At 46.6% G+C, this 12,656-nt stretch carries 11 protein-coding genes and 1 pseudogene; 10 read left to right on the top strand and 2 right to left on the bottom strand.

Annotated elements, in window-relative coordinates:
- Nucleotides 1-28: 28 nt before the first annotated feature.
- The 7 genes and pseudogenes from H142_RS0103190 to H142_RS16630 all read left to right on the top strand — a co-directional run bounded on the left by H142_RS0103190 (nucleotide 29) and on the right by H142_RS16630 (nucleotide 6,863).
- The gene (locus tag H142_RS0103190) at nucleotides 29-661 is read left to right on the top strand and encodes a hypothetical protein (RefSeq protein ID WP_156811865.1); all 633 of its coding nucleotides are present in this window, start codon (nucleotides 29-31) and stop codon (nucleotides 659-661) included.
- Nucleotides 648-944: pseudogene (locus tag H142_RS17235) on the top strand (ORF6N domain-containing protein); the annotation flags it as partial. The gene H142_RS0103190 and the pseudogene H142_RS17235, both read left to right, overlap by 14 nt.
- Before the next feature lie 3 nt (nucleotides 945-947).
- The gene (locus tag H142_RS16990; protein WP_233341557.1) at nucleotides 948-1,475 is read left to right on the top strand and encodes a hypothetical protein; all 528 of its coding nucleotides are present in this window, start codon (nucleotides 948-950) and stop codon (nucleotides 1,473-1,475) included.
- Between the two features lie 182 nt (nucleotides 1,476-1,657).
- Entirely contained in the window at nucleotides 1,658-3,760 is a 2,103-nt protein-coding gene (locus tag H142_RS0103180) for a toll/interleukin-1 receptor domain-containing protein (protein WP_324602978.1), read from the top strand.
- A gap of 185 nt (nucleotides 3,761-3,945) precedes the next feature.
- Complete coding sequence (locus H142_RS0103175; protein WP_017930653.1) at nucleotides 3,946-5,223, top strand: hypothetical protein; 1,278 nt, start codon at nucleotides 3,946-3,948, stop codon at nucleotides 5,221-5,223.
- Between the two features lie 296 nt (nucleotides 5,224-5,519).
- Nucleotides 5,520-6,227: a hypothetical protein gene (locus tag H142_RS0103170; protein ID WP_156811864.1), complete on the top strand. Its 708-nt coding sequence runs from the start codon at nucleotides 5,520-5,522 to the stop codon at nucleotides 6,225-6,227.
- 111 nt (nucleotides 6,228-6,338) lie between these two features.
- Nucleotides 6,339-6,863 (top strand): MAPEG family protein, encoded by a 525-nt coding sequence (locus tag H142_RS16630; RefSeq protein WP_083898919.1) that lies wholly within the window; start codon nucleotides 6,339-6,341, stop codon nucleotides 6,861-6,863.
- A 168-nt stretch (nucleotides 6,864-7,031) separates the two neighbouring features.
- Here the strand turns inward: H142_RS16630 and H142_RS0103165 are convergent, their stop codons facing one another.
- Both H142_RS0103165 and H142_RS16055 read right to left on the bottom strand, forming a co-directional pair.
- Nucleotides 7,032-7,709 carry a hypothetical protein gene (locus tag H142_RS0103165; protein ID WP_017930651.1) on the bottom strand — a complete coding sequence of 226 codons (678 nt, stop codon included), beginning with the start codon at nucleotides 7,707-7,709 and terminating at the stop codon, nucleotides 7,032-7,034.
- Nucleotides 7,710-8,205: 496 nt separating this feature from the next.
- Nucleotides 8,206-8,514: a thermonuclease family protein gene (locus H142_RS16055; protein WP_169331794.1), complete on the bottom strand. Its 309-nt coding sequence runs from the start codon at nucleotides 8,512-8,514 to the stop codon at nucleotides 8,206-8,208.
- A 604-nt stretch (nucleotides 8,515-9,118) separates the two neighbouring features.
- Between H142_RS16055 and H142_RS0103150 the strand changes: the two genes are divergently transcribed.
- The 3 genes from H142_RS0103150 to trbB are packed head-to-tail and all read left to right on the top strand — an operon-like array spanning nucleotide 9,119 to nucleotide 12,655.
- Entirely contained in the window at nucleotides 9,119-11,152 is a 2,034-nt protein-coding gene (locus H142_RS0103150) for a conjugal transfer protein TraG (protein ID WP_017930648.1), read from the top strand.
- Nucleotides 11,153-11,154: 2 nt separating this feature from the next.
- Nucleotides 11,155-11,667, top strand: a complete 513-nt coding sequence (locus H142_RS0103145; protein ID WP_017930647.1) for a hypothetical protein — start codon at nucleotides 11,155-11,157, stop codon at nucleotides 11,665-11,667.
- Nucleotides 11,654-12,655, top strand: coding sequence for a P-type conjugative transfer ATPase TrbB (trbB, locus tag H142_RS0103140; protein ID WP_017930646.1), 1,002 nt, complete (start codon nucleotides 11,654-11,656; stop codon nucleotides 12,653-12,655). The genes H142_RS0103145 and trbB overlap by 14 nt, the downstream gene beginning before the upstream one ends.
- Nucleotide 12,656 lies beyond the last annotated feature (1 nt).

The following is a 12,656-nucleotide window of genomic DNA, read 5'->3' as shown; positions in this document are numbered from 1 at the left end:
GAATCGGAATATATGCAGAGCGGTCGGCATGATAGCGCTTTTACTGGCGGCGTGCGGCGCGCCTGATAATGAAGCCACGAATGAAAACTTCATCCAAGTCCTGAACGCACATTACACTAAATACCATGAGTGCTTTCCAATTGGCAAAATGGAGGCTGGGCAGACCTTTTTGTTTGTCGTGGAGGTGGCAGACGATGGCAAGGTCCTCGGGGCGAAACGCAATGCGCGAGACTTAAAGCCGTTCTTAGCGCTGGCAAGAGCCGGAATTATGAGCGTGCACGACACGACGCTTGAGCTGAAGAATTTTAGCAAGACGGAACAGGTTCCCGCAAAGGGTTTTCGGCTCACAAAAGCCGGGGAGGCCGCTATCCAGCCTAAGGCGCTAAACAGGGGGCCTGACAAAGACATGTTGCAGCTTTGTTACGGACGCCGGGACATTGTTGAGATCATGAATTTTACCGCGCCTGTCGTGCAGAGCAGCGCGGCGACAAGCCATGTCAAATATCGCTACCGATTAGCCGAAGTCCCTGAGTGGGCGATCATGCCTGAATTAGCGCCGCGGCTTGCTCTCGGGCCTGCCGCAATCGCAGGGGTATCAGAAGATAGCGATGATTTGGTTTTGAGCGATAAAGGATGGGTGCATACCGATGAGTTCAAGTAAGGCAAATATTGGGAGCCCGGATCAATCCGATAGTATCAAACAGGTTATTGTGTTGGTCCGAGGGAAGCCTGTCATTTTGGCGAATGACCTGGCACAATTCTACGAAACGACTACGAAAGCCGTAAATCAGTACCGCTCGCGTAATGCGGATAGGTTCACCATAGATTACGCCTTTCAGCTTACAAATGAAGAAGTAAAGGTTTTGAGGTCACAAAATGTGACTTCAAACACTGGGAGAGGCGGGGCGAGAGTTCTGCCGTGGGCATACACGGAACATGGAGTTGCCATGATGTCGATGGGCATGAAGTCCGAAAGCGCAGTCCGGCTATCAAAAGTCATCATTGATACCTTCGTTGATTATAGGCGCGGAACTATCCCCGCCAATCCAGTCATCTCCGGCGAGAACAAATTTAAGCATAGGCGATCATTGCAGCAAAAAATCTACAAGCAGATGGAGCAATTGCTTGATGTGAAGCTGCCAACGTCCGAGGGGCACACGGTACGGGAAGAGCTCGGCACTATTGCGACGAAATCACTGGACCACATTAAAGCCGTTCTGGAGGGCCCCGCTAAAAACAATGAGAAGATATCCGCCGAGGTTACAAAAATACTAGCTGAAGCCGAAAAACTCTATGCAGAAACGCGTAAACTCAATGTCGAAACCGATACCCTTATCTTGCAAAATTATCGTGCCCGGTTGGAGTTCATTCGAGACTTACGTGAAATGGCACAGCAATTGGAGCGCGATGATTGGATTGAGGTTTTTGATGAGGGTTTTGGAAGTCTAGATCACGCTGGATTCGATAAATCATGAACTCTCATACGGGCATCGCAAATTTTGTCCTAATGCGTACTGTGGGGGCAAAGGAGACATCAGAATTGACTTAAAGCAAAAGGAAAACGACATCGTAATCAATGGACTGTACTGAATATTCAGTTGTGGACAATGCAGGTTGCAGTCTGGAATAAACAACGAATCTCTTTTATATTCTACATTTGTTCCACTGGGATGGGGTTTTATTCTTGATTGACGTTTTTTTATCATATCAAAACGAGGATAGGCGTTTAGCCGAAACGCTATCCAAAGCGCTATTGGATATGGGCTATTCTGTATGGTGGGATGTAGACCTGCTGCCTGGTGATGATTTTCAATCCGAAATAACTTCAGTTATTGAGAATGCAAAGACTGTTATCGTTTTATGGACATCAAAAGCCGTTGACAGCCATTTTGTCAGGGACGAGGCGACACTCGCTCTAAAGTTAAAGAAATTAATATCGACATCGTATGATATCGAAATCGATGAAATTCCTCTTGGTTTTAAACAAACACAGACCTTAGACATAAAGCCGGCTTTTGATGCTCCAAAATTCTCGCTACCAGACGACATCATACAAGCAATAGAAAAAAAAGTGGGCAGCGAAAGCCCGGGCGAACATGAACCAACAGAGACAGAAAATTTAGAATTAGAAGCGGGACCACCTAATCAAATCCAAGCGTGGAAGAAAATTGAAAGTAAGAAGTATGATAAGTCTTCATATGAAAACTTCCTAGAAAAATATGGTCACAATACGCCCCTCTCAGTCGTGGCTCACAACAGAATTTCCGAACATCAAAACAAAAAAACCGGGTCGTTAAAACGGTTACTCTTTTGGGTCTTAATTGTGCCCGGTGCTTTAATCGCGCTATACCTGAATACACCCAAATTAATTGAGAAGCTGAATAGTTCAACTGAAGCGGAAAATGTCGAATCTAATCCGTCAGACCCAAAGCCGGTAGAACGTGAAGCACTAGAAAAAAAGAAAGAAAGCCAATCGAAAACGGACAAGGTATTACCAACGAGCGTGTCGCCAAAAAAAGTTCTCGATGCCACCAGTTCAGATGCGAGATACAAAGGCTGGCGCGTCCCCGAAAATAGCTGGTTCGGAAAAGTCAATGGTGTCACGATTCTTTCCGAAAATGAATCTCGGGTATTTTTATCATCAATACCTGATAATATTTCAATATTTGTCACAATGGCGGATTTACCACCAAATATTGATAAAAATGATTACGTAAAAATTGCTGGCGAAATTGACGGCGTTACCCGCTACATTACTCTCGAAAAAGGAAGCGTTATCAAAACCAATAGGGCTTCAGTTTATAGAAGGTTTCGTAAAGATTACGATGACGTTGTTTGCGTACAAAAAAAGATGTCAGAATATGGGTATTATGACGATTTTATTGATGGAATTTCTGGGCCTTATACTAATCTAGCAATTGACATGTTCTTGAAAAAATCTCCAATTTTAAAAGAATTATCTTTGACAAAAAATTCAACTAGCTTCGAAATTTGTAATGCGTTTAAAGATTTATCGCTAAAACAATATTCAAAAATGGTGAGTGATAAATATTCTCAAGCGTTGATTGATCGAATGGATAAATCCAAACGAGAATATCAGTCTGATTACAATCCGCTTTCAGAAACTTTTTACGAAAGAATGCTGGAGTCTGATAAGGAAGCTTGGGACAAAGCCGTTAGAAGCAGTAAAGCAATCGACTTATATAACTATTTGATTGGTGATTATGTAGAGTATGTAGAGGGCAACAGGGCAAGGCTAGAAAAAACAGATTTTCGTATTAACAACAAAAAAACAGCGCAAGAGAAACTGGGAATAAGTTTTGATCCAAGAATAGCAAATCCACCCTCAATATTTATAAACACCGATAAACAAATGGGCGTAACATACTCTTTTAAAATTAGTGTCGAAAAAGATTCTAATTATTTGTTTCATGAGGGGGCAGATGTTCACGGCGTTTCAACGTGTTTGAATTCTGGCCTGTTATCTCAATGTTATGCTGATGGTATTTGCTCTGAGAAGGATTACAAAACTCATGTTGGAAGTTCGATAAAAGCTTGTGTTCCCCTAGAAACACAAGTTACATTTTTAGGGGGAGTTTTAAGTAGTAAAGTTAATGAAGATCTGTGCAGCCAATATTCTCGTTATATAAATGCCCGAACGGGCCATAATACGCAAGCTTGGGTGCAATCACCTTATGGCTATGACATATGCGCTCTCCATTACTCCAAAGAAGAATTAAACCGAATATTCTCGAAATAAGAAGCTATATTAATAGTAGGATATTCGTGTAAATGAGAGTGATTGTACTTAAGCTAATGTCTGCAATGGGGATTTTGCTACATTTTCTCAGAGTCCATAACCGCTCAAAAAAGGACACTGGTTTAATTATTATAAAGAGCCATTATATGAGGTCTTAATCGATATAGCCCTTGAAACTGCTCGCCATGAAACGACCTTTGATTATAACCACTGCACTTATCCTGCTGGTAGGGCTTGTCAGTTTATTCCTGAATACAAGCCATCTGATGCTGCGTGACGGCACTCCTGATGATCGGCTACTCACAACAATGCAATATATTGCTCTTGATGCGCAAAAAGCTCTTGATGAAACGGGTCAAATTCCTGATTCCCTAAAGGAGTTGCTAAAAATACTCGGGAGACCCGAGCAAGATGAAATTGGAGTATCCTATGAACGTCTTGGTCCGTCCACGATAAGCCTTTGTGGCGATTTTGAAAAACGTTCTGGGGGTCAAAAAACGGCTCATCCATATTTTGATGTGAGTTGGGAGTTGGATGAAGAATTGACTACTCCGCGTCCCGTAAAAGGCCGACACTGCTATGATATGAATCTAGAAATGACTGAGGGTGTCATTCGACACGATGCATTATTGTACAGAGAAATGGACGCCAGAGCTACAGCGATTGAGTGTGCGTTTGGGGTAGCAGGAGACATTCCAAGAGATATACAACACGCTCGGGAGCTTAGCGCTCAAAACAGAGCCGACCCTTCTTGTAGTCCCGCGCTTAGTTTCTTATGGCAACCCGACCAAACTCTACAGTTCTCGAAATTAGACAGTTCGACCGTGAAGTTATGTGCGGAGTTTGCAGGGACGTATGACCCATCCCGCGAGCCAGCTCGAATTTTTGATCCAAAAACGGATGCGCGATTTTCTGTGTTGGCGCAAAAGCGTCCGAATGCCGGAAAATTTTGCTACCTGATAAAAATGCTCTTCCCTGATCCTCCTGCGACTATTCCTACATTTACAACGAACGAACCATTTGGTGAAGAGAGCGTTCCGGAGAAACAACGGGATGAAGTCATTAAAGATAAACGCGCGATCGGTGATGTCGTTAATATTCTTAGGCTTGCGAGATGTGCGCATTCAATTAAAGGCGCGCCACCTGCGAGTATAGATGATGCAATCCAAACAATCGTGTCCAATCCTTCTGTTGCCCGAAGATATAGTTGCGGGTGGGCACCAAGCTATTATCACCCCACTAATAATACTCCGGTCGCCACTTATACATCCATTGACGACGGAAAAGTTCGAGTTTGTGCGGAATTTCAGAATGCATGGAAGCATCCGTTGGCATTAGTATATAGCAGTAGCGCATTGGCAGATTGGCCAAGAAGTTTACCTGAACTACAGCGGTCTTTCAATGAACCGGGTCAGCACTGCTTCGAAGTGCAGCTCTCAGCAATTGGAAGCGGCACCTATTGAGAAATTTAGCGCCTTCAGAAGTTTATCAATTTCGTGACCACAAGTTCATTTTTCATCACAGAGTTAATCAAAAACTGAGCGTCCTAAAATCGCCCAACGTAAGCCTCTGGGCTAATGTCTGGTTTGGGGATCGTTGCGACTTCAACAAAGGGGGCATTGCGGACGTCTGGGAGAGGCTTAAATCGCTCAAAATAAGCCGTTCGCTCAAGTCTCTTGCTCCGTAGGCATATCCTCTTTAGTTTGAATATATGTTCAAGAAGGCTGCACTTATAATCTCGGCTACCATTTTACTCCTAATGGCCGCTATTTTCTTATTTGCAACAGACATTGAAATAAGTGTGAGTGAAACTGAGGCCCAATCGGCAATCGATGATTATTTAGTATCTGACAACTATCATCGCTTCGGCGTTAATATTTCCCCAAAGTCCATTTCGATTGATTTTAAGGCGGATAATAGCGCTCATATCAAAAGCGAAATGACGTTAGAAGGCCACGGTTATTCTGGTCAGTTTGATGGTAAGTTTTCAACAGGCATAACTTATCGCATTCCTCGGTTATATCTTGATGAAATAGAGTTGATTGAAGGTGGATTTCTAACAGATAACGAAACCAAATCGGAGTTAAGTGAGTTAAGGGACGCAGCGCGAAACGTATTACGGCGTAAGCGTAAAAGCCTTGAGGAGAAGAACCCAACAGATGCTAGGATTTTACTAACGGATGAAAAAGTCCTTGAGGGACTGATTCTTTCAGGAACAAAGAAGTTTTTTGAAACTATACCAATTTATAACCTCAAGCGCTCTGGAAAGACAGGTATGATTGCCAGACTAGCGCTAAAGGACGTGCGGTTTACTGATGATGCAGCATTAATTACACTTAGCCCCGTTGCAGCCTTGTTACGAATACTCGCCATGTTTGGGGTATTCTGTCTAATTGTAGCCTACTTCTTATGCTCAATTATCCTTCAATTCATCCTTGGTCGTTCAACGACGTCCAATAACGGATAGCAAACATAAACCAGAGCGTCCTAAAATCGCCTAATGTAAGTAGCCCAGAACTTCTACTAATTCCAATTTCAGGACATTGGAAATCACAAACTTAGTGTTATAAAAGTACCTATGGCGAATACATCAAGTGATAAAATCAAAGTTCTCAAGGGGATTTTCACCGCTTGGATCTTGAGTGCGGCATTTATTGGATTTGGGTTTTGGTTGTCATTTTCGCAAGATTGGTTCTCTACTTATTCATTATACCAAGTTATAGCGATTACACTTATTCCTCCAAGTTTTTCACTTGTTGCAGGTATAGCATGGGCTGCACGAACACGTCATTTTGAACAAAATATTGATGGATCTGCACCAATAAATGGCACGCCATTAGATATCACCTTGAGATACATTCGAAACACAACAGAGCAAGTAATTATTTTTACGCTGGCATCAATTTGTTTGGCAGCCTCTGCTCCAAAAGAAGCTGCTTCTATCTTGCCTATATTAGGTGGTTGGTTCTTAATCGCCCGAGTGCTATTTTGGATTGGGTATAAAAAGTCGCCGTTATTTCGTGCGATAGGTTTTGCATCCACATTTCATCCTACGGTTATAATGCTGATAGTCGCTACTTTAATCATTCTGTTTAATCCCTGACGCCGCCAAAACCGAGTGGCTTTAAATCGCCTAACGTAAGCCTCTGGGCTAATGTCTGGTTTGGGGGATCGAGCTACGTTTTCTCAGAGGCCATAAACGCTCAAAGAAGGCCGCTCGCTGATTTCTACAATCGGTTAAAACCGACGTTACATGGGCTATAAAAACAACCTAGGAGTTTTTATAAAGGCGATTCATAGATTTGAGTCCGTGCGGCGTTACCAGCCCTGTCCGTGAAACAATGACGCGCCCTTCTTTTTTGCAAGATGGGCATACCGCAATTTCAGGCAATTGTCGGCTAAAAAATGACCACCTGGTCCTTTCAGTTGTCCAATTGATGACACCCGAAAACCCGAATATGCTCGCACAATCTAAACAACCTAGCTTATCAGCAAAAGACATCTCTGAACGTAAAGCAAATTCGTATCTATGATATGGAAGATGTTTTTGGCTTAGCTGCTCCAGGTGCGCTCTAATTTCCTCAAAATTGTTCGCGTCATTTGAAATTGAATAACATTCGTCGCCTTGCTCTCCAAAAATACAATATACTACGTCGTCTTCAAAACAGGCATAGCTTAAATCGGAGAGTCGAAAAGTTTCGTACTTCTTGGAACTTACGCGCTGATAAACAGCTTTATGAGTTATGTAAGTTTCATTTTTGAACCTAAAAAACCAACTTGCGGTGAACAAGGCTATGCCAGCAAGAAAAAACAAGACTTGCCCATCCTCGATAAACTCATGGAGGCCTAACCCTATCATCAAAATTGGCAAAAGCAGAGAAAAGTAAAAACGGATTTTATTAGGCTTTGAACTGAGAATAATCGGTTCATTTATGTTTCTGGAAATCATGTAATCTTGATTAGCTCATATCTCTTAAAACATATTTACACTTCACCCCCCGATAGGCCATAACCGAGCGTCTTAAAATCGCTCCAACTAAGCCTCTGAACTAAGATCTGGTTTGGGGGTAAACTTCCTTTACGAAGGCGGTTAAATTGGGTCAAATTTTTGCGCCGCTGCTTCGGTTTCACTTATAGCCCGCGTCATGCTTGCAAACACAGAGGTGAACTCAAAAATAACAATAGCCCCGCTACCAAGCAAATAACGCCTACTGCAGAAATCCCACCCGTAAGCTGTTGGACGCCAAATCCTAACAGGGCGAGCCCACCGGTCATCACTCCCCCGTTAGTTACAAACATCATCCGCTAGAAAAAGCTAATATGGGCGCGCGCTTCTTCTTTGGATACTTTCAGGGATCCAATCAGCTCTGCACTCATCCCGTGATCGTATTCAAGAGCATTTAATTCGGCCGCGAGTTCAGGGGAGGAAGCAAGTTCATTGGTTGTCAACGAGCGCACCAATCCGGCTTAGGTGCTAGAGCGCGTCCTTTTTTGTGAGGCCAAGCCAACAATTGGCCAGCATCAATGCCAGCTTTCGCCACATCAACGTCATTTGCCGTCAAATCAACAACGAGGCGGTCATAACGGTCTTCACCGTAATCACGGACGATCTTGATTTCCTTACCGCGTGTAAACTCCACCAAAAACGCTTTGGCTTCATAGCCAATCTCGCGCTCGGCTTCACATTTCGCGCCGCCGCGTTGTTTCAAGCTGCCGGTTTCAGGGGCGTCAATATTGGCAAGACGAAATTTCAAACCATCTAATCTGCCGCTATCGCCGTCAGACCAATATATTGATTTAAAGGACAGCGAGGACGGATCTTTTGCACTTGTCGAATCTTCCGCTAGAGCACAGCTGACAAACAAAAATGGAGTAATTAAGGCAAAGGTGAGCAGAGTATGTTTCATAGCCAAGGAACTACACTTTAAAATGTGAAGACACTATCAATTCTATCAAAGTATCAGAACTTGGGGATGATTTCTTGCGAGTATATCATGTCGCGCCGACCTGTTTCAGATAATGGCGGGATACCTGTTACCGGATACCCCTCTGATCATAAAGCCAGCCAATTTAGGAATTGTATCTTATTTTCACTCGGTTTGACTCGTATTCACTCGCTTTCACTAGATTTCACTCGTATTCATTCGGTTTCACCCGCGTTGACTCGGATTGGCCCGTTTTCACTCGCATTGGCCTCCATTCGGCCTTTTTCACCTAGGTTCAACCGGTTTCACTCGTGTTGACTCGTATTCGCTAGGTTTCACTCGGTTTGGCCTGTCAAACCCTGTCAAACACCCCATTGTCAAATATAGTTCGGTTAAGCCAGCTTGAGTTCCAACAGCAAAAGGAACTTAGGCTATGTCGCCACAATCCATACTCATCGGTCAGATCATTATCGTGTTCACCACGATCATTCTGACCACATGGTATGCAACGCAGTGGGTCGCCTTTCAGTTTGACTATGATGCTTACCTCGGAGCGCCCTGGTTTGTTATTGGCGAACATGGCGTCTACGCGCCGTGGATGTTATTTCCGTGGTGGTATTCATTCGATGCCTATGCCCCGCACGTCTTTGCCAAGGGCGGTCAAATCGCGACCGCCGGTGGTTTCATAGGAATTGTATTTGCTATTATCGGTTCCGTTTGGCGCGGACGGCAAAACGACAAGCTCAATACATTTGGGTCATCACGCTGGGCGAGCCATAGGCAAATGAAGTCCGCTGGTCTCTTTGAAGATCACGGCGTGTTCTTGGGCCGGGAGAAGAAAGATTATATCCGGCATGACGGGGCAGAGCATGTCATTACCATTGCGCCGACACGGTCAGGGAAGGGTGTTGGCCTAGTCGTTCCCACATTACTGTCTTGGACCGACAGCGCCATCATTCACGACATTAAAGGCGAGAACTGGAAACTCACATCCGGATGGCGTTCAAAATTCTCAAACGTGTTATTGTTTGATCCGACGAACCCGGCCAGCGCGCGGTACAATCCCTTGCTCGAAGTCCGCAGGGACGAATGTGAAGTCCGCGACGTCCAAAATATTGCCGACATTTTGGTAGACCCAGAAGGTATTCTTGAGCGCCGCAATCACTGGGAAAAGACAGCCCATTCATTGCTCGTCGGCGCTATCTTACATGTTCTCTACGCTGAGCCCGAAAAAACGCTCGCCCAAGTCGCAACTTTTCTCTCTGATCCGAACCGCCCGTTTGAAGACACGCTCTATGTGATGATGAAAACCAATCATCTTGGAAATCAAGACTTCGCCAAGGCTCATCCCGTTGTTGCGCAAGCCGCCCGCGAGCTTCTCAATAAATCCGATAATGAGCGTTCAGGCGTATTGTCAACGGCGATCAGCTTTCTCGCGCTCTACCGTGACCCCACGGTCGCCAAAGTGACCTCTGACTGTGACTGGCGGATTGATGATTTGGTCAATGGAGAGAAGCCGGTTTCACTATATCTGGTCGTGCCCCCATCAGACATCTCGCGCACGAAGCCTCTCATTCGGCTGATCCTAAACCAAATTGGCCGCCGCCTCACGGAAAGCCTCGATGTTGGCGTGGTTCAAAAACGTCGCCGCGTGCTCTTCATGCTTGACGAATTTCCGGCGTTAGGCCGTCTTGATTTCTTTGAAAGCGCGCTAGCGTTCATGGCGGGTTACGGCCTGCGGGCTTTTCTCATTGCCCAGTCTCTCAACCAGATTGAGAAGGCTTATGGCCCCAATAACTCCATTCTCGATAATTGCCATGTCCGCGTTGTCTTTGCCACTAATGATGATCGGACCGCAAAGCGGATTTCCGACGCGGTCGGCAGCACAACAGAGATGCGGGCCATGCGGAACTATGCCGGTCACCGCCTCGCGCCTTGGCTCTCGCATGTCATGGTTTCGCGCCAAGAAACGGCGCGCCAGCTCATAACGCCGGGTGAGGTCATGCAATTGCCTCAAGACGAGGAGATTATTCTTCTCTCCGGCTTCTCGCCCATCAAAACCAAGAAACTCAAATATTACACTGATAAGAATTTCACAGGCCGCGTCATTCCCCCGCCCTTGCTTTCTCCAGAAGGTCCGTACCCGTTTTCCCCTAACAGCGCGGCAACAGACTGGACAGAGAACGGCGCCCCCATGACACGGTTTGTGGATGGCCGCCTTATTACAGCGGCGGAGAAGAAAGCGCTCAAGAATACGAGTGTCAGGGCCGGAAAAGAGCGCACGCCTGAATTGCCAGGCGTCCCAAGCAAAAGCGGGCCAGAAGCGGAACGCGAAAACGAGATAGGCACCGAATTAAGCCCGGCAGAACTCGCGGTCTTGCAGATCGGTCACCTACCGCAAATTCTCAATCCCCTGCAGCGCGCCCACGCCATGAACACCGCCATAGACCCAGAGTTAGGAATATAACGATGCCCAGTGTCAAACCCCGTATTCGCGCCCGTATCTCGCCGTATAACCATAACCGCCTCACATTGCTCACGCGGCAGAGCCGGCATTCTCAGGCGCAAATAGTCGATAAAGCTCTGACGCATTATTTTCGCAGCAATGAGGATGATGTGCGCGATGAGGCGTTTCTGCGCCGCCTCGATCTCATGACCCGGCATGATTTGCGCCATTCCCAGGACCTACGCGTGCTCACGGAAGGGTTCACGCTTTTCATGCGCTATTTTCTAACCGTTATGCCCCGCGTGAACGACGCCGACCGGGGATCAAGAGCGTCTGAGGGGACGCAGCATTTCAATGTCTTTGTCGACCGTCTTGCCGATCAAATGAAGGGCGGGGGATATACATTTAAAAACGCTCTCAAAGACGTGCTGACGACGGACAATGATTTTTTCACCCGCGAAGAAATTTCGCGGATGAAGAAACACCAGACTATTGCCGTCAATGACGGGGCGGAGGTTGTCGATGCCGCCGAATAACCCCGTCACCGCTGCCCGCACGCTCGACATGCTACGCTCCGCCATGGGGCCAATAATGACCGCTGCTTTGGACGATCCAGACATCATCGAGATTATGGTCAACCCTGACGGAGCGCTTTGGTTTGACCGTCTCGGGCAGGGCTGCACCAAGTCAGAAACCGCCGTCACGCCGCAAGCAGCTGAACGTATTGTCAGGCTTGTTGGCAGTCACATTAATCAGGACGTGACGCCCTCAAATCCAATTGTGAGCGCGGAGCTTCCAAGCCACGAGGGCGGCGGCGGGGAACGCTTTGAGGGCATTCTGCCGCCCGTCGTTGCCGCGCCGAGTTTCGCTATCCGTAAAAAGGCCGTCGCCGTGTTTACGCTCGGGGACTATGTCGAGGCAGGGACAATGACGCCGGATCAATCGGTCGCGCTGGGCGAAGCGGTGATTGACCGTAAAAACATCTTAATTGTGGGCGGAACGTCCAGCGGTAAAACAACGCTCGCCAATGCGCTGCTCTTTGAAGTGGCGCAGACCAATGACCGCGTCGTTATCTTGGAAGATACGCGCGAGCTGCAATGCGAGGCTGACGATGTTGTAGCGCTTAGAACCCACGGGCTCAATGTCACGCTGGCACGCCTTGTGCGGTCAACGCTCCGTCTTAGGCCAGACCGCGTGATTGTCGGCGAGGTCCGCGGCCCAGAAGCCCTCGACATGCTCAAGGTTTGGAACACAGGCCATCCCGGCGGGATAGCCACAGTCCACGCTAATTCCGCTGAGGCCGGGCTGCTCAGAATAGAGCAGCTAACCTTGGAAGCGGCAACCAACGCGCCAAAGGCGTTGATCGCGGAAGCTATTGATATCGTCGTATTCATCGCAGGACGAGGAGCCAAACGCCGCGTCGAGACCGTTGCCATGCTGACAAAATTATCAGGGGATGGCTACGAGCTCGTGCCCCTTAAACCCAAATCACCCCCAACCCTAACCCTCGTAAAGGAGACTTAAA

The organism is Robiginitomaculum antarcticum DSM 21748, from assembly GCF_000365025.1.
Lineage (GTDB): Bacteria > Pseudomonadota > Alphaproteobacteria > Caulobacterales > Maricaulaceae > Robiginitomaculum > Robiginitomaculum antarcticum.
The sequence above is the reverse complement of the archived record's forward strand: the minus strand, read 5'-3'. Positions and strand labels throughout refer to the sequence as shown.